The organism is Amycolatopsis sp. NPDC051716 (genome assembly GCF_040681595.1).
Taxonomy (GTDB): domain Bacteria; phylum Actinomycetota; class Actinomycetes; order Mycobacteriales; family Pseudonocardiaceae; genus Amycolatopsis.
In genome coordinates, this window is record NZ_JBFAZA010000005.1 from 1 (window position 1) to 13972 (window position 13972).

Here is a 13972-nt window from a genome sequence, read left to right on the forward strand (position 1 = left end):
CCACTCCTACGGCCGCGCGATCGACATCAACACCGTGCAAAACCCCTACATCTCCGGCAGCGGCGCGGTCTACCCGCCCAACGGCGCGCCCTACGTCGACCGCACGCAAACCGCACCCGGCATGATCCACGCCGGAGACGTCACCGAGCGGGCCTTCGTCTCCCGCGGCTGGACCTGGGGCGGCTCCTGGGACACCCCGATCGACTACCAGCACTTCGAGAAGCCCTGACCCTCCACCGCAAAAGCCACTGGGGTTACGCGGAATCGTGACGCGGGCTGCGTCTGGGATCGGCCATGACGGAATCCGCAGCCTCGCGCACTGGGGATGATTGCCAGGCGCCCGGGATCGCCGCCGGATGGGGTGGGTGGCGGTTCTGGGCGTCGGCCGGTGGGCCGCCGATCCCGGCACAGCGGGCGTTCAGGCACAGCGGGGGTTCTAGTCGCAGGGGCGTTCCAGGCACAGCGGGCGTTCCAGGCGCCGCGGGCGAGTTCTAGTCGCGGCGGGCGTTCTGCAGCGCGAGGCCGCGCGGTGTTGCCAGGCGGGTGATCAACGCGAACGCGCCGTCGCACAGGAGCGCCAGCAGCACCGCGGCCAGGCCGCCCGCGAAGATCGCTCCGTAACCCTGGGCGCCGACCGCGAAGCCGTCGACTATGTACCGGCCCAGGCCGCCGCCGTCGTTGACGATTGCTCCGATGGCCACCGTGGCGATCAGCTGGAGGAACGCCACCCGGGCGCCCGCCAGGATCACCGGGGACGCCAGCGGCAGCTCCAGGCGCAGCATGATCTGCCCTTCGCGGTAGCCCGTTCCGCGGGCCGCGTCGATCGTCTCCTGCTCCAACGTCACGACGCCCGCGTACGTGTTCGTGAACAACGGGGGCATCGCCAGCGCGACCAGCGCCAGCAGCAACGGCCAGAACGTCGTGTCCAGCTCCCAGCGGCTCGCCAGGAACCAGAACAGGATGATCAGCCCGAAACTCGGGATCGCCCGGCCGATGTTCACCGCGCTGCTCGCGAGGAACGCGCCGCGGCGGTAATGGGCGAGCCACAGCGCCGCCGGGATGGTCAGCGCCGCCGCGATCGCCAGGGCGAGGAGCGAAAACCTGAGGTGCTCCAGGACCCGGTACGGGACGCCGGCCTTGTCGGTCCAGCTCCAGCGGTTCGGGTCCGCGAGCCACGCGTTCAGCTGGTCGAGGAAACTCATCGCGCCCGCACCTTCCGCGACCAGGGCGCCAGCACGCGCTCGCTGAGCCAGAGGACCAGATCGACCACCACCGCCAGGACGACCGACAGGCCCACGCCGACGATGATCATCGTCGGGTTGGGGGTCGCCGTCTGGATGCCCGCGCGGATGAAGTAGCCCAGACCGCCGAGGCCGAGCATCGAAGTGACCGTCACCAGGCCGATCGTCGTCACCGCCGCGACACGCAGGCCGGCGATCACCACCGGCAGGGCGAGGGGCAGCTCGATCTGCCAGAGCAGCCTGCCGCGCGTGTACCCCATCCCGACCGCGGCCTCGCGGACCTCGTTCGGCACCTGGTCGACGCCGGTGACGATGTTGCGGACCAGGATGAGCAGCGTGTACGTCGCGAGCGGGATCATCGCGGAGACGAACGTCAGCCCGAAGAACGGCACCAGCACCGCGAACGCGCCCAGGCTCGGGATCACGTACAACGCGCCCGCCGTGCCGAGGATCACCGGGTACGTCCAGCGGTAACGCAGGGAGACCACGGCGAGCCCGATCGAAACCACCAGGCCGATGCCGAGTGCGGCGCCGGTCAGCGAGATGTGCTCGATGAGGCGCTGGACGATGGCGTCGGCGTTGCGGTCCACCCACTTCCACTGGAAGATCGGGGGCCCGCTGTCGGCGGCCAGCGGCGTCACCGTGTTCACGTGCACCGGCCGACCCTACCCCGATCGGGCTGAAATATTCCGGGGAGTGGGAATTTCGGGGGCTATCTCCCACGATGTGGATTCTTGTCGGAGGTCGGGGCTAGGGTCCTTTCGTCTGTTCGAGTGACGAGGGAGTGGGATTCGTGCGCTGGTTCCGGAACGCGTCCGTGGTGGCGGTGGCCGTCGCGGCGACGCTCGGTTTGGCCGCCTGCGGCGGCAGCGACAGCGGTGACAAGCCCGCCGCGCAGGGCAAGGGTGGGTCGCCGATCGTCGTCGCGTCCTTCAACTTCACCGACAGCCAGATCCTCGCCGAGATCTACGCGCAGGCGCTGGAGGCCAAGGGCTACCCGGTGACGCGCAAGCTGAACCTCGGGTCGCGGGAGCTGATCTACCCGTCGCTGAAGTCCGGTGAGCTGCAGTTCATCCCGGAGTACCAGGGTGCGGCGATCACCACCGGCTTCGGCAAGGAGGCAGGCAAGACCGCGCAGGAGGAGCACGACCAGCTGGCGAAGCTGTTCGAGCCCAGCGGCATCGGCCTGCTCAACTTCGCGCCCGCCGAGGACAAGAACACCTACATCATCAAGTCCGACCTGGCCAAGGACAAGGGCATCGCGTCCATCAGCGACCTGAAGAAGCTCGACAAGGTCGTCATGGCCGGCCCGCCGGAGTGCGAGAAGCGCCTTCCGTGCTTCAAGGGCTTCACCGACGTCTACAAGCTGACCAACATCACCTTCCAGACGATCCAGGAAGCCGGTCCGCGCGTCGAGCAGCTCAAGTCCGGGGCCGTCACGGTCATCCCGGTCGACTCGGTCAGCCCGCTGACCGGTGACTCGAAGTACACCGTGCTCAAGGACGACCTCAACATCGTGCCGACCGAGAACGTCGTGCCCGCGGTGACCAAGAAGGTGCTCGACGAGCGCGGCGCGGACTTCGCCACCGCCGTGAACGCGGTCAGCGCGAAGCTGACGACCGACGTCATGCGGGACCTCAACAAGCGCGTCGACTCGGACGGCGAACGTGCCGAAGACGTCGCGAAGGACTGGCTGAAGCAGGCCGGGCTCTGAGTCACGCGGTCCCGCTGACGACCCACGCCCGGGCCGTCAGCGGGATCGAGCCGTCCGGACCCGCCGGCAGGCGGCTGCGCAGCAGCTCGCGGATCCGGTCGCGGTGCGCCCGCGGCAGCGTGGCCAGGTACGTCGGCGCCGGGCCCTGCGCGCCGAGGAACGGCTGCCAGTAGTCGTCGAAGTCCACGAACACCGTCGGGATCCTGATCTCGCCGACGGACACCGCCGTGAAGCCCGCGTCCGTCCACAACCGGCCCAGCGGCTCCGGGCGGCACAGCGTGAACCGGCGGCCCTCGTCCAGCTCGGCGACCGTCTCCGGGTCGAGCTCGCCGGCCGCGTCCCAGAACCGGCGGATCAGCTCCATGCCCTCGGCGAGGTCCCACAGGTAGGTGGCGGCCAGCCCGCCCGGGGCGGTGACCCGCGCGATCTCCACCGCCGCGCGGTCCGGGTCGGGGACGAAGTTCAGGACCAGGCCCGACACGACCACGTCGAACCGGGCGGCCGGGAACGGCAGCGAACGGGCGTCGGCGAGGGTGAACGTCGCCCGCGGATCGGTCACGCTCGCGCGGGCCGTCTCCAGGAATCCCTCGGACGGGTCGGCGCCGACGACTTCCGCGGGGTCGGCCGCCGCCAGCACCGCCGACGTCAGCGCGCCGGTGCCGCAGCCGACGTCGAGCCAGCGCCGGCTCGCCGGGACGCCGAGCTGCCGGACGAACGTCTCCGCGATCCGGCGGCTCCACCGTCCGATGTAGGCCTCGTAAGCGTCGCCTGACTGCCACATGGCCCCGAGTACAGCACAGAAACCGCTGCTCAGCCGCCGGTCAGGGTCCCGGTCGCGTCGTGGCCCGCCGACGTCGCGCGGCGCAGGAACCCGGCGATCAGCGCCAGCTCGTCCTCGGTGTAGCGCGCGCAGAGCTCGTCCATCGCGGAGTTCATCCCCGCGTAGAGCCGGAACAGCTCCGCGTTGCGGCCGCGGACCGCGCGGACGGCGATCGAACGCCGGTCGGCGGCCTCGGGGTCGCGTTCGCGGACGATCCAGCCGCCCTTCTGCAGCCGGTCGAGGATGCCGGTCATCGTCGCCGGGTGCAGCCCGGCCCGGCGGGCCAGCGCGCTCGGGCTGAGCGGGCCGTGCCGGGCGATCAGCTCCAGGCAGTCGAGGTCGACGTCCTTGAGCGCCAGCTGCGAGCTGACCTGGTGGTTCAGCAGCGAAAGCTGGTTGCGCAGCTCCCGCAGCGCGTCTTTCACCGCCACGGTCGACCGGCGGTGCGCTCCCGCACTCATATGAACCTCGTATCAGTCGGCTGAGGAGCAGCCTAACCGCCGAAGGCCGGTACGGCCGCTCGCCGGTCGGCGCGGACACCGTCCCGGTGGCGTGCGGTGCGCCGGGCGGTGGAATCGTGGACCCTGATCTGTACGCCGGAGAAGGAGTCAAATGGGAAAGGTCACGGCCACCGCGGAGCGCACCATCGACGCCCCGGCCGACAAGGTCCGCGCGCTCGTCGCCGACTACGCCGAGACGCGGCCGAAGCTGCTCACCGAGCACTACCGCGACTACCAGGTCACCGAAGGCGGCGTCGGCGCCGGGACCAAGGCCGGCTGGAAGCTGCAGGCGACGTCCAAGCGCGTGCGGGACGTCAAGGCGACGGTCACCGAGCCGCGGCCCGGGACGCTGGTCGAGACCGACGCGAACTCCAGCATGGTCACCACGTGGACCGTCACCGAAGCGGGTGAACGCAGTGTGGTGAAGATCGAGACCACGTGGGACGGTGCGGGCGGGATCGGCGGCTTCTTCGAGAAGACCTTCGCTCCCAGCGGGCTCAAGAAGATCTACGACGGCGTCCTCGGCAAGCTCGCCGAGATCGTGTGACGCCTCACAATCGGAATCAGCGCCCCGGTTAGCTGGTTACATCGGGTGGAATCCGGGGCGGCTGCCCCGCTTCGAGACTTTGGAGGAGATTCGACGATGAGCACGGCGACCGAAATCCGGCTGGCTTCGCGGCCGGAAGGTGTTCCGACGGACGACAACTTCGAGATCGTCGACACCGAGGTGCCCACGCCGGGTGACGGGCAGATCCTGGTCCGCAACCTGATCATGAGCGTCGACCCGGCGATGCGCGGCCGCATGAAGGACGTCAAGTCCTACGCGCCGCCGTTCCAGGTCGGCGAGGTCATGTCCGGCGGCGCGGTCGGCGAGGTCGTCGAGTCCCATGTGGACGACGTCAAGCCGGGTGACCACGTGCTGCACCAGGCCGGCTGGCGCACCCACGCCGTGCTCGACGCGGGCCGGTACGTCAAGGTCGACGGGGCCGCCGCGCCGCTGTCGACGTACCTCGGCGTGCTCGGCATGCCGGGCCTGACCGCGTACTCGGGCTTGCTGGAGTCGGCCGAGTTCAAGCCGGGCGACACGGTGTTCGTCTCGGGCGCGGCCGGCGCGGTCGGCTCGCTGGTCGGGCAGCTCGCGAAGCTGAAGGGCGCCAAGCGCGTCATCGGCTCGGCGGGTTCGGCGGAGAAGGTCCGGCACCTGATCGACGACCTCGGCTTCGACGCCGCGTTCAACTACAAGGACGGCCCGGTCGCCGAGCAGCTGCACCAGGCGGCGCCGGAGGGCATCGACGTCTACTTCGACAACGTCGGCGGCGAGCACCTCGAAGCCGCGATCGACGCGATCACCGTGCACGGCCGGATCGCCATCTGCGGGATGATCTCCACGTACAACGCCACCGAGCCGACGCCGGCGCCGCGCAACCTCGCGCAGGTCATCGCCAAGCGGCTCACCATCCGCGGCCTGCTGGTGATCGACCACTGGCACCTGCAGCAGCAGTTCGTCACCGAGGTCGCGCCGCTGGTGAACTCCGGCGAGATCAAGTACTCGGAGACCTTCGTCGACGGCATCCGCAACGCGCCCGAGGCGTTCCTGGGCCTGCTGTCCGGCGCCAACACCGGCAAGATGCTGGTCCGGATCGCGGACTAGAGGAGTCCGGCCAGCTCCGGCAGGGTCGACGCGGTGTAGGTGGGCGCGGGCGAGCCGGGCAGCGGGTGGACGCCGGGACGGGTGAGCAACGCCGTCTCGAGCCCCGCGGCCTGGGCGCCCGCGATGTCCCAGTCGTGCGCGGCGATCATGACCGCCCGCTCCCCGGGATAGGCGGCCGTGACCTGGAGGTAGGGCTCCGGCGCGGGCTTGAGCCTGCCGACCTGCTCGGCCGAGAAGATCCGGTCGAGCAGCGGCGCCAGCCCGGCGTTCAGCAGCTGCGCCTCGGCGGTGGCGAGCGGCGAATTCGTCAGGGCGACGATGGTGTGGCCCCGTTCGCGGAGCTTCACCAGGCCGCGTTCGACGTCCGGGTGGGCGGGGAGGCTGCGCAGCCCTTCGCCGATCTTCGCGAGGTCGGCCTCCCGCCCGTGCCGGTCGGCGACCTCGATCGCGGCGTCGCCGGCGATGCCCGCGAAGTCCCGGTAGCCGCCGGTCGCCGTCACGGTCAGGACGGTGTGGATCGCCAGGCCGAACCACTCGCGCCGCAGCTCGGGCCCGCCGATGGTGGCGTCCAGTGCGGCGAGGTCCAGCAAGGTCTCGTTGACGTCGAGGACGCACAGCATGCGATCAGTATTGCTCGGTCACGGCCCGGTGGTCGAGGCGCGCGTCGAGCTCTTCGGCCGTGATGGGCAAGGCCATCTGGTCGCGCATGATCGTGCCCATCGACGGCAGCGTCGCGCGGTCCGGCCAGGTCTCCGGCTTCCACAGCGACGACCGCAGGAACGCCTTCGCGCAGTGCATGTACAGCTGCTCGACCTCGACGACCACCGCCAGCTTCGGCCGCTTCCCCTTGACCACCAGCGAGTCGAAGAACGGCGCGTCCGACATCAGCCTCGCGCGGCCGTTCACCCGGAGCGTTTCGTTCATCCCCGGCACCAGGAACAACAGCCCCGCGTGCGGGTTGTCGACGATGTTGCGGAAGCTGTCGATCAGCTTGTTGCCCGGGCGGTCCGCCAGGACGAGCGTCTTCTCGTCGAGGACCAGCACCGAACCGGCCGGGTCGCCACGCGGGGAGACGTCGCAGCTTCCGTCCGGTGCCGAGGTGGCCAGCAGCACGAACGGCGAGTGCGCGATCAGGGTGCGCGCGTGCTCGTCGATCCGGTCGATGACCTTCTGCTGCGTCAGCTCGGCGACCTCGCCGATCACCTCGCGCAGTGCCTCGTGTGAGTCGATGATCCCCATGCGGCCAACCTAGTCCGCGTCGTGGTGGCAGACCGCTTCGAGCATGAATCCGAAGGGGTCCAGCCAGAAGGTGGCGAAGTACGGTGGCGGATACCGCGGGAACTCCTGTGGGGCGTGCACCACGGTCCCGCCCCTCTCCAGGACGTGCTCGTGGACCGCGCGCACAGCGGATCGCGTCTTCACCATGAACGCGAGATGCTGCAGCCCGGTCGCGTCCTTGGAGTACACCGAAGGTTCGGCAGCGGGGTACAGGAACAAGAAGGTTCCCGGCTTCCCGCCCGCGGGCCGGTAGGCGACTTCGTCCTCGGCCGCGAAGAACGTCGTGAAGCCGACCAGCGGCATCAAGGCGTCGTAGTAGGACTTGGCCGCCGCCAAGTCCGGCACGTTGATCCCCAGATGACCCAGCACCACCGCAGTCTCGCACCTGCGACCAGGCTCCGGCTCGACGTCAGGCAGTCCGGCCCGCGATCACGATCCGCGCCGCCTCGGTGGACTTCTGCACCACCAGGTCCACCGAATAGCCGTGCTTCACGAAGACGCCGTCGAGCTGGAACGTGCCGTAGCCGTGGGCCTGGGTGAACAGCTGCTCCATCAGCTCCAGGGCCGTGGCCGGGTCCGGGGCGACGGCCAGGCAGCGCATCAGGAACTCGTCGGTCAGCCGGCGGGTCTGCTCGTGCAGGCCGAGGTGGTCCGGTCCGTGCAGGCCGTCCGCGTAGAGGACGTTCATCCCCGCGCGCCGCTCGATCAGGTACCGCGTGTAGGCACCCGCGGCCGCGGCGAGAGCTTCCTCGGGGGCGTCGTGCTCGGCGGCCGCCGCGGTGACGCGGTCGGCCAGCTGGCAGGCGATGTGGCCCGCGACCTCGGCCAGCAGGGTCTCGCGGTCGGCGAAGTGCCGGTAGGGCGCGCCGGGGCTGACCTTCGTGCGCCGGGCGACCTCGGCGACCGAGAAGCCGGCCAAGCCCTGCTCCGCGATCAGGTCGAGCGAGACGCGCACGAGCTCGCCGCGGAGGTCGCCGTGGTGGTACTTGCCGCCCATGACCTGGATCACGTCTCTCGTTCGAAATATGTAAGACCTCTCTTACGTAGAGATGTAAGAGGCCTCTTACGAACCAACGGTACTTGAACCTGGAGGGTTCCATGAGCACCACCACGCACGCCATCGCCGCTCCGGCGCCGGGCGCGCCCCTGGCGCCGACCACGATCGAGCGCCGTGACCTGCGTCCCGACGACGTGCTGATCGACATCGCCTTCGCCGGTATCTGCCACAGCGACATCCACCAGGCCAAGGAGGACTGGGGCCAGGCGATCTTCCCGATGGTCCCGGGGCACGAGATCGCCGGCGTGGTCGCCGCGGTCGGCTCCGACGTCACGAAGTACCAGGTCGGTGACCGCGTCGGTGTCGGCTGCATGGTCGACTCCTGCGGCGAGTGCGAATACTGCCTGGCCGGCACCGAGCAGTTCTGCGTCAAGGGCAACGTCCAGACGTACAACGGCGTCGGCTTCGACGGCGAGAACACCTACGGCGGCTACAGCAACCAGATCGTCGTGAAGGACGCCTTCGTCTGCGGCATCCCCGAGGGGATCGACCTGGACGTCGCCGCGCCGCTGCTGTGCGCGGGCATCACCACCTACTCCCCGCTGCACCACTGGGGCGCCGGCCCCGGCAAGAAGGTCGCCGTGATCGGCCTCGGCGGGCTCGGCCACATGGCCGTCAAGATCGCCGCCGCCATGGGCGCCGAGGTGACCGTGCTGAGCCAGAGCCTCAAGAAGCAGGAAGACGGCCTGAAGCTCGGCGCGAAGGACTACTACGCCACCAGCGACGAGGCGACGTTCGACGTCCTGCGCGGCAAGTTCGACATCATCCTCAACACCGTGTCGGCCAAGCTGCCGATCGACGCCTACCTGAGCCTGCTCAAGGTCGGCGGTGCGATGGTGAACGTCGGCGCGCCCGGGGAGCCGCTGGCCTACAACGCCTTCTCGCTGCTCGGCGGCAACAAGGTGCTGGCCGGTTCGATGATCGGCGGCATCGCCGAGACCCAGGAGATGCTGGACTTCTGCGCGAAGCACGGCATCGGCGCGGAGATCGAGACGATCTCGGCCGACAAGGTCAACGAGGCCTACGAGCGCGTCGAGAACTCCGACGTGCGCTACCGCTTCGTCATCGACGCCAAGACCATCGGCGCGTGACTCCCGGAGCACGGCAACCGCGTCAGAACACCACTGTCCGGTTGCCGTGCACCAGCACGCGGTTCTCCAGGTGCCACCGGAGGCCGCGGGCGAGGGTGACCTTTTCGATGTCCCGGCCCTTGCGGACCATGTCCTCGACCGAATCGCCGTGGTCGACGCGGATGACGTCCTGCTCGATGATCGGGCCCGCGTCGAGGTCCGCCGTCACGTAGTGGCAGGTCGCGCCGACCAGCTTCACGCCGCGCGTGTGGGCCTGGTGGTACGGCTTCGCGCCGATGAACGACGGCAGGAAGCTGTGGTGGATGTTGATCGCCCGGCCGGCCCACTCGCGGCACAGGTCGGCGGGCAGGATCTGCATGAACCGGGCCAGCACCACCGCGTGCGGGTCGTGCTCGGCGACCAGCTCGCGCACCTGCTCGAACGCCGCCGCCTTGTCGCCGGCCGCGAACGGCACGTGGTGGAACGGGATGCCGTGCGCGCGGGTGATGTCGGCCAGTGCGTCGTGGTTGCCGATCACCGCGGCGACGTCGACGTCGAGTTCCCCCGAGGCGACGCGGCCGAGCAGGTCGTACAGGCAGTGCCCGGCCTTGGAGACGAGGATCACCGCGCGGCGCCGCTCGCCGGTGTCGCTGACCCGCCAGCTCGACTCGGCGGACAGCTCCGCGGCGACCTCGCCGAAACGGGCGCGCAACTCGGCGGCGTCGAAGGGCAGCGAGTCGGCCCGGACCACCTGGCGGGTGAAGAACCAGCCCGTGTCCGGGTCGGTGTGGTAAGCCGCCTCGACGATCCAGCCGCCGTGCTCGGCGAGGAACCCGGAGATCCGGGCGATGATGCCGGTGCGGTCGGGACAGCCGAAGGTGATGACGTAGCGGCGTTCGGGAGCGGTCACGCCGTGCATTCTCCCTGGCGCTGGTCAGGGCGCTGCGAGCGGTGCGAGGTCACCCGTGACCGACGCCTGGTGCGGACGGCCCCACAGCGCCCGGTAGACGTCGTCGGCGGCGCCGGTGACCGCCGCGCCGGGCTCGCCGAGCGCCCACGTGCGCTCCGGCGTCGTGACGCGGACGTTGGCCTTCTTGCCCAGACGCGGGGTGAGGTAGGTCAGGAACTCGTCGATCCCGTCGTTCGCGAAGCCGGGGGAGAAGCGGGTGCCCGGACCGTCTTCGAGGGCCGACTCGGCGTCGAGGCGGTGGATCGCCGTCTCGTGGGCCATCCGCCGCGTCCAATCGCCGACCGTCGTGGCGAAGCCCGGGTACGGCGAGAAGGCCGGGGCGTCCGGGGCGCGGCCGAGCGCTTCCCGCAGCGCGAGGCGCTGGCCGTCCCACCACCCCAGCACGTCTTCCCAGTCCTCCGGTGGCGCCGGCTTCACGGGCCGGTTCACCGCCAGGCCGACGGCGAAGCCGTGCACGAAAGCGATGTGCGTCACCAGGTCATGGACAGTCCACTTCGGACAGTTCGGTACCCGGGCCGACGGCCCGGCCGCCAGCGCCGCCCGTTTCAGCCCGTCCGCGTGGACGTCGATCGCTTCGAGCATGGGCCGACCGTAGCCGCCGGCCGGCCTCGATGGCGAAGACCAGGCCCAAGCCGAGGCTGAAGGACAACAGCAGGCCCTTGCCCGGCTCGTCGGCGAACGCGGCTCCGCCCGCGAAGCCGATCAAAACGCTGTACACCGCCCAGATCGCCGCTCCGGCGGCGTCGAGTGCGACGAACTTCGGCACCGGGTAGCCGAGGCTGCCGTTGGCCAGCGCGCTGGCGACACGGCCGCCCGGCAGGTAGCGGGCCGCGATGATGAGCAGCCCGCCGTGGCGGCGCACCTGGTCGAGGGCCCAGTCGTGGCGACGGCGGCCCTCCGGCCCGCGCTGCAGCCGCGCGATCGCTTGCGGGCCGGCCGCCCGGCCGACGGCGTACCCGAGACAGTCGCCCGCCCACGCACCCGCGGCCGCCACCGCGGCGAGCAGGGTCAGGTGCGCCGGATCGGGCCCGAACAGGACGGCGACGGTGACGACCGTGGTCTCGCTGGGCATGAAGGGCAGCAACGCGTCCAATCCGGACACCGCGAAGACGAGCACCCACAGCCACGGCGAGCCGAGCGCCTCGCGCAGCAGTTCGGTGACCTGGCCCAGGAGTTCCACGGCTCAATGGTGATCACCGAAGGTCACCTGTGGGTGACGGAGCGGGGGTGGCCCGGTGAACGTTCAGGCGGGGGCGACGGCGGCCCAGGGAACCGTCAGTTCACCCAGCCGGATCCGGGACGGCGGGCCCAGCACCGGCCAGCCCCGCGCGGCCAGCAGCCGGACCGTCTCCAGCCAGCGGGAACGGGCACCGAAGGACTGGTGCGGAGCCGCCGTCGCCCAGCAGGTGTCCAGGGTGGACAAGAGCGCATGGACGCGCTCACCGGGCACGTTCCGGTGGATCAGCGCCTTCGGCAGCCGCTCGGCGATCGTCGACGGCTTCTCCAGCCCGGCCAGCCGCATCGAGAGCGTCAGCGAGACCGGACCGGCCTGGGAGACCAGGACCCACGTCGACAGCCGGCCGATCTCGTCGCAGGTGCCCTCGACCAGGAGGCCCTCGGCGGGCATCGAGCCGAGCATCCGGCCCCACGCGCCCGCGACCTCGTCCTCCGCGTACTGCCGGAGCACGTTGAACGCCCGCACCAGCACCGGCCGCGTCCCGGCGAGCTCGAAGCCGCCGCGGCGGAAGTCCAGCAGGGGCGGTGCCGCGGCGGGCAACGCGGCGGCCACCCGCACCGGATCCAGCTCCAGGCCCAGCACCCGGACGTCGGGCCGGACCCGCCGCAGCCACCGGGCCAGCTCGACCGTCGTCACCGGGGAAGCGCCGTACCCGAGGTCGACGACCAGGGGGGCGCCGGCCGCGCGCAGCAGCCGGGAAGTGGCCGGCGCGGCCGCGATCCACCGGTCGACCCGGCGCAGGCGGTTCGGGTTGGTCGTGCCGCGCGTCGGCGCGCCGACCGGGGTCAGTTTGCTTTGGTGAGCCACTTCGCGGTGAATTCGGCTTCGCGTTCCAGCAGCTTCGTGACCTGCTCGGCGATCACGCTCTCCAGCTTCCCGCCGAACAGCGGGATCCGGACCGTGACCTCGCCGCTGGTCCGGTGCACCGTCCGGTCGCCGTCGGCCAGCAACGCCGTCCGCGCGGTGATCTCGCCCGGGACGCCGCCGACCTCCACCGTGGCGTTGCCCTGGTGACCGGTGCCGTCGTTGCTCACCCGCCAGGTCTGCGTGCGGGTCACCAGCAGGTCGCCCTTGTGCAGTGTCCGGACCGCCTGCGGCAGCTTGTCGGCGCTGATGCCCTGCCGCAGCTGGTACCGCAGGCCCGCGTCGGACGGCTCGTACGCCAGCAGCGCCGCGCTGTGCCCGCCGAGCTCCTCCAGGCGTGCCCGCAGCGCGTCTTCGCCGGCGACGGCCGCGTACGTGGACGCGACATCGGCGGGGAACTCAGCGCGGTGCTCGATCCGGGATCCCATGAGCCGGACAGTACCGTCAGACGCGTGAACTCCGCCCGAACTCCCGCTCTCCCGAAGCTCGCCGCGTACACCACGCTGCGCCTCGGCGGCCCGGCCCGCCGCTTCGTCAGCGCCTTGACCAGCGAAGACCTGGTCGCGGCGGTCGGCGAGGCCGACGCGGCGGGCGAGCCGGTGCTGCTGCTCGGCGGCGGCTCCAACCTGGTGGTCGGCGACGCGGGGTTCGACGGCACGCTCGTCGAGGTGGCGAACACCGGCTGGCACCGTGACGGCGACCACATCGAGGTTCAAGCCGGCCAGAACTGGGACGCCTTCGTCGCCGCGCTGGTCGAGGCCGGGCTGGGCGGGCTCGAATGCCTCTCCGGCATCCCCGGCAGCGTCGGCGCGACGCCGATCCAGAACGTCGGCGCGTACGGCTGCGAAGTCGCCGAGTCGATCGTCTCGGTCGAGCTGTACGACCGCGGGACGCGCGAAGTGCGCACCCTCAAGGCCGACGAACTCGGCTTCGCCTACCGCACCAGCGTCCTCAAGGGCACGGACACCGGGGTCGTCCTCTCGGTCCGCTTCGAGGTCCGCGAAGACGGCCGTTCCGCGCCCATCCGCTACGCCGAGCTGGCGCGCACGCTCGGCGTCGAGATCGGCGACCGCGTCCCGGCCGCCGAAGCCCGCGAAGCCGTCCTCGAGCTGCGTCGCGGTAAGGGCATGGTGCTCGACCCGGACGACCACGACACCTGGAGCGCCGGCTCGTTCTTCACCAACCCGATCGTGCCGGGTGCCGAGGCCGAGCCGGTGCTCGAGCGGATCACGTCGGTCGTCGGCGCGGCGGCACCGCAGTACCCGGCCGACGGCGGCATCAAGCTGTCCGCGGCCTGGCTGATCGAGCGCGCCGGCTTCGGCAAGGGGTACCCCGGTCCGGGGAACCGCGTTTCGCTGTCGACGAAGCACACGCTGGCGCTGACCAACCGCGGCGACGCGACGACGGAGGACCTGCTCGCCCTGGCCCGCGAGGTGCGTGACGGTGTTTTCGAGCGCTTCGGCGTCCGGCTGCACCCCGAACCGCTGCTGATCAACTGCGTGATTTGAGCCAAACCGGGCAACCCGTACGTGTGTAGGACGTCTTTGTCGACAAAGGCGTCGCCACCTGA

General features: G+C 70.7%; 19 protein-coding genes. 6 read left to right on the forward strand and 13 right to left on the reverse strand.

Translation table 11 applies throughout. The features are described from left to right. A partial coding sequence (locus AB0M30_RS07745; protein WP_364581264.1) for a M15 family metallopeptidase occupies positions 1-229 on the forward strand: 229 nt, incomplete at its 5' end. A gap of 262 nt (positions 230-491) precedes the next feature. Here the strand turns inward: AB0M30_RS07745 and AB0M30_RS07750 are convergent. Beyond that, a complete protein-coding gene (locus AB0M30_RS07750; protein WP_364581266.1) occupies positions 492-1202 on the reverse strand; it encodes an ABC transporter permease subunit in 711 nt (236 codons plus the stop codon). Continuing rightward, positions 1199-1897, reverse strand: a complete 699-nt coding sequence (locus tag AB0M30_RS07755; RefSeq protein WP_364581269.1) for an ABC transporter permease — start codon at positions 1895-1897, stop codon at positions 1199-1201. The genes AB0M30_RS07750 and AB0M30_RS07755 overlap by 4 nt, the downstream gene beginning before the upstream one ends. A 137-nt stretch (positions 1898-2034) precedes the next feature. Here AB0M30_RS07755 and AB0M30_RS07760 point away from each other — a divergent pair, with 137 nt between their 5' ends. Beyond that, on the forward strand, positions 2035-2955 hold the full coding sequence (locus AB0M30_RS07760) for an ABC transporter substrate-binding protein (protein WP_364581272.1): 921 nt from the start codon (positions 2035-2037) through the stop codon (positions 2953-2955). A 1-nt stretch (position 2956) separates the two neighbouring features. On the opposite strand, the gene AB0M30_RS07765 is transcribed toward AB0M30_RS07760, so the two are convergent. Further along, positions 2957-3736, reverse strand: coding sequence for a class I SAM-dependent methyltransferase (locus AB0M30_RS07765; RefSeq protein WP_364581274.1), 780 nt, complete (start codon positions 3734-3736; stop codon positions 2957-2959). 29 nt (positions 3737-3765) lie between these two features. Further along, on the reverse strand, positions 3766-4236 hold the full coding sequence (locus AB0M30_RS07770; RefSeq protein ID WP_364581277.1) for a MarR family transcriptional regulator: 471 nt from the start codon (positions 4234-4236) through the stop codon (positions 3766-3768). A 151-nt stretch (positions 4237-4387) separates the two neighbouring features. Between AB0M30_RS07770 and AB0M30_RS07775 the strand changes: the two genes are divergently transcribed. Together AB0M30_RS07775 and AB0M30_RS07780 are read left to right on the forward strand one after the other, a co-directional pair. Next, complete coding sequence (locus tag AB0M30_RS07775; RefSeq protein WP_364581278.1) at positions 4388-4822, forward strand: SRPBCC family protein; 435 nt, start codon at positions 4388-4390, stop codon at positions 4820-4822. Between the two features lie 96 nt (positions 4823-4918). After that, positions 4919-5926 carry an NADP-dependent oxidoreductase gene (locus AB0M30_RS07780; RefSeq protein WP_364581281.1) on the forward strand — a complete coding sequence of 336 codons (1008 nt, stop codon included), beginning with the start codon at positions 4919-4921 and terminating at the stop codon, positions 5924-5926. Here the strand turns inward: AB0M30_RS07780 and AB0M30_RS07785 are convergent. The 4 genes from AB0M30_RS07785 to AB0M30_RS07800 are packed head-to-tail and all read right to left on the reverse strand — an operon-like array spanning position 5923 to position 8213. Continuing rightward, positions 5923-6546, reverse strand: a complete 624-nt coding sequence (locus AB0M30_RS07785) for an HAD family hydrolase (RefSeq protein ID WP_364581284.1) — start codon at positions 6544-6546, stop codon at positions 5923-5925. The genes AB0M30_RS07780 and AB0M30_RS07785 overlap by 4 nt on opposite strands. A 4-nt stretch (positions 6547-6550) precedes the next feature. Further along, entirely contained in the window at positions 6551-7165 is a 615-nt protein-coding gene (locus AB0M30_RS07790) for a pyridoxamine 5'-phosphate oxidase family protein (protein ID WP_364581287.1), read from the reverse strand. 9 nt (positions 7166-7174) lie between these two features. Continuing rightward, positions 7175-7573, reverse strand: coding sequence for a VOC family protein (locus AB0M30_RS07795; RefSeq protein WP_364581290.1), 399 nt, complete (start codon positions 7571-7573; stop codon positions 7175-7177). Between the two features lie 40 nt (positions 7574-7613). Further along, positions 7614-8213: a TetR/AcrR family transcriptional regulator gene (locus AB0M30_RS07800; RefSeq protein WP_364581292.1), complete on the reverse strand. Its 600-nt coding sequence runs from the start codon at positions 8211-8213 to the stop codon at positions 7614-7616. 89 nt (positions 8214-8302) lie between these two features. Here AB0M30_RS07800 and AB0M30_RS07805 point away from each other — a divergent pair, with 89 nt between their 5' ends. Continuing rightward, positions 8303-9352 (forward strand): NAD(P)-dependent alcohol dehydrogenase, encoded by a 1050-nt coding sequence (locus AB0M30_RS07805; protein WP_364581295.1) that lies wholly within the window; start codon positions 8303-8305, stop codon positions 9350-9352. A 22-nt stretch (positions 9353-9374) separates the two neighbouring features. On the opposite strand, the gene purU is transcribed toward AB0M30_RS07805, so the two are convergent. The 5 genes from purU to AB0M30_RS07830 all read right to left on the reverse strand — a co-directional run bounded on the left by purU (position 9375) and on the right by AB0M30_RS07830 (position 12830). Continuing rightward, entirely contained in the window at positions 9375-10250 is an 876-nt protein-coding gene (purU, locus tag AB0M30_RS07810) for a formyltetrahydrofolate deformylase (RefSeq protein ID WP_364581297.1), read from the reverse strand. 15 nt (positions 10251-10265) lie between these two features. Beyond that, positions 10266-10883, reverse strand: coding sequence for a maleylpyruvate isomerase family mycothiol-dependent enzyme (locus tag AB0M30_RS07815; protein ID WP_364581300.1), 618 nt, complete (start codon positions 10881-10883; stop codon positions 10266-10268). Further along, positions 10780-11481 (reverse strand): VTT domain-containing protein, encoded by a 702-nt coding sequence (locus AB0M30_RS07820; RefSeq protein WP_364581303.1) that lies wholly within the window; start codon positions 11479-11481, stop codon positions 10780-10782. The genes AB0M30_RS07815 and AB0M30_RS07820 overlap by 104 nt, the downstream gene beginning before the upstream one ends. Positions 11482-11544: 63 nt before the next feature. Further along, positions 11545-12345, reverse strand: a complete 801-nt coding sequence (locus AB0M30_RS07825) for a class I SAM-dependent methyltransferase (protein ID WP_364581306.1) — start codon at positions 12343-12345, stop codon at positions 11545-11547. Then, positions 12324-12830 carry a DUF2505 domain-containing protein gene (locus AB0M30_RS07830; RefSeq protein WP_103337274.1) on the reverse strand — a complete coding sequence of 169 codons (507 nt, stop codon included), beginning with the start codon at positions 12828-12830 and terminating at the stop codon, positions 12324-12326. Before AB0M30_RS07830 ends, AB0M30_RS07825 begins: the two co-directional genes overlap by 22 nt. 24 nt (positions 12831-12854) lie before the next feature. Here AB0M30_RS07830 and AB0M30_RS07835 point away from each other — a divergent pair, with 24 nt between their 5' ends. Next, positions 12855-13910 carry a UDP-N-acetylmuramate dehydrogenase gene (locus AB0M30_RS07835; protein WP_364581309.1) on the forward strand — a complete coding sequence of 352 codons (1056 nt, stop codon included), beginning with the start codon at positions 12855-12857 and terminating at the stop codon, positions 13908-13910. Positions 13911-13972 lie beyond the last annotated feature (62 nt).

What these genes read in the sequence shown, in the direction of transcription:
- AB0M30_RS07750 (WP_364581266.1), bottom strand. Translation starts at nt 1,202, where the DNA reads ATGAGTTTCCTCGACCAGCTGAACGCGTGGCTCGCGGACCCGAACCGC.
- AB0M30_RS07765 (WP_364581274.1), bottom strand. Translation starts at nt 3,736, where the DNA reads ATGTGGCAGTCAGGCGACGCTTACGAGGCCTACATCGGACGGTGGAGC.
- AB0M30_RS07770 (WP_364581277.1), bottom strand. Translation starts at nt 4,236, where the DNA reads ATGAGTGCGGGAGCGCACCGCCGGTCGACCGTGGCGGTGAAAGACGCG.
- AB0M30_RS07775 (WP_364581278.1), top strand. Translation starts at nt 4,388, where the DNA reads ATGGGAAAGGTCACGGCCACCGCGGAGCGCACCATCGACGCCCCGGCC.
- AB0M30_RS07780 (WP_364581281.1), top strand. Translation starts at nt 4,919, where the DNA reads ATGAGCACGGCGACCGAAATCCGGCTGGCTTCGCGGCCGGAAGGTGTT.
- AB0M30_RS07785 (WP_364581284.1), bottom strand. Translation starts at nt 6,546, where the DNA reads ATGCTGTGCGTCCTCGACGTCAACGAGACCTTGCTGGACCTCGCCGCA.
- AB0M30_RS07790 (WP_364581287.1), bottom strand. Translation starts at nt 7,165, where the DNA reads ATGGGGATCATCGACTCACACGAGGCACTGCGCGAGGTGATCGGCGAG.
- AB0M30_RS07805 (WP_364581295.1), top strand. Translation starts at nt 8,303, where the DNA reads ATGAGCACCACCACGCACGCCATCGCCGCTCCGGCGCCGGGCGCGCCC.
- purU (WP_364581297.1), bottom strand. Translation starts at nt 10,250, where the DNA reads ATGCACGGCGTGACCGCTCCCGAACGCCGCTACGTCATCACCTTCGGC.
- AB0M30_RS07815 (WP_364581300.1), bottom strand. Translation starts at nt 10,883, where the DNA reads ATGCTCGAAGCGATCGACGTCCACGCGGACGGGCTGAAACGGGCGGCG.
- AB0M30_RS07830 (WP_103337274.1), bottom strand. Translation starts at nt 12,830, where the DNA reads ATGGGATCCCGGATCGAGCACCGCGCTGAGTTCCCCGCCGATGTCGCG.